General features: G+C 51.2%; 1 protein-coding gene. It reads left to right on the top strand.

Annotated elements, in window-relative coordinates; translation table 11 throughout:
* On the top strand, window positions 1–252 hold a 252-nt coding region (locus MTCD1_RS19800; RefSeq protein WP_200818697.1), incomplete at both ends, for an adenylosuccinate synthetase.

Raw genomic sequence — 252 nt, forward strand, 5'->3', positions numbered from 1 at the left:
GCGTCGTCCAGGTTGGTTAGACATAGTTGCCATGAAGCGTGCGGTACAGATCAACAGCGTAAGCGGTTTCTGTCTGACTAAGCTAGATGTGCTAGATGGTCTGAAAGAGGTGAAGATTTGTGTGGGCTATCAGTATCCAGATGGAACTGTCGCGACAGTGACTCCACTCGCGGCTGAAGGCTACGAGAAGGTCACCCCTGTACTGGAAACTATGCCAGGTTGGAGTGAGACCACTTTCGGTGCGACTTCTTT

It is taken from the genome of Colwellia marinimaniae, from assembly GCF_002207865.1.
GTDB lineage: Bacteria > Pseudomonadota > Gammaproteobacteria > Enterobacterales > Alteromonadaceae > Colwellia > Colwellia marinimaniae.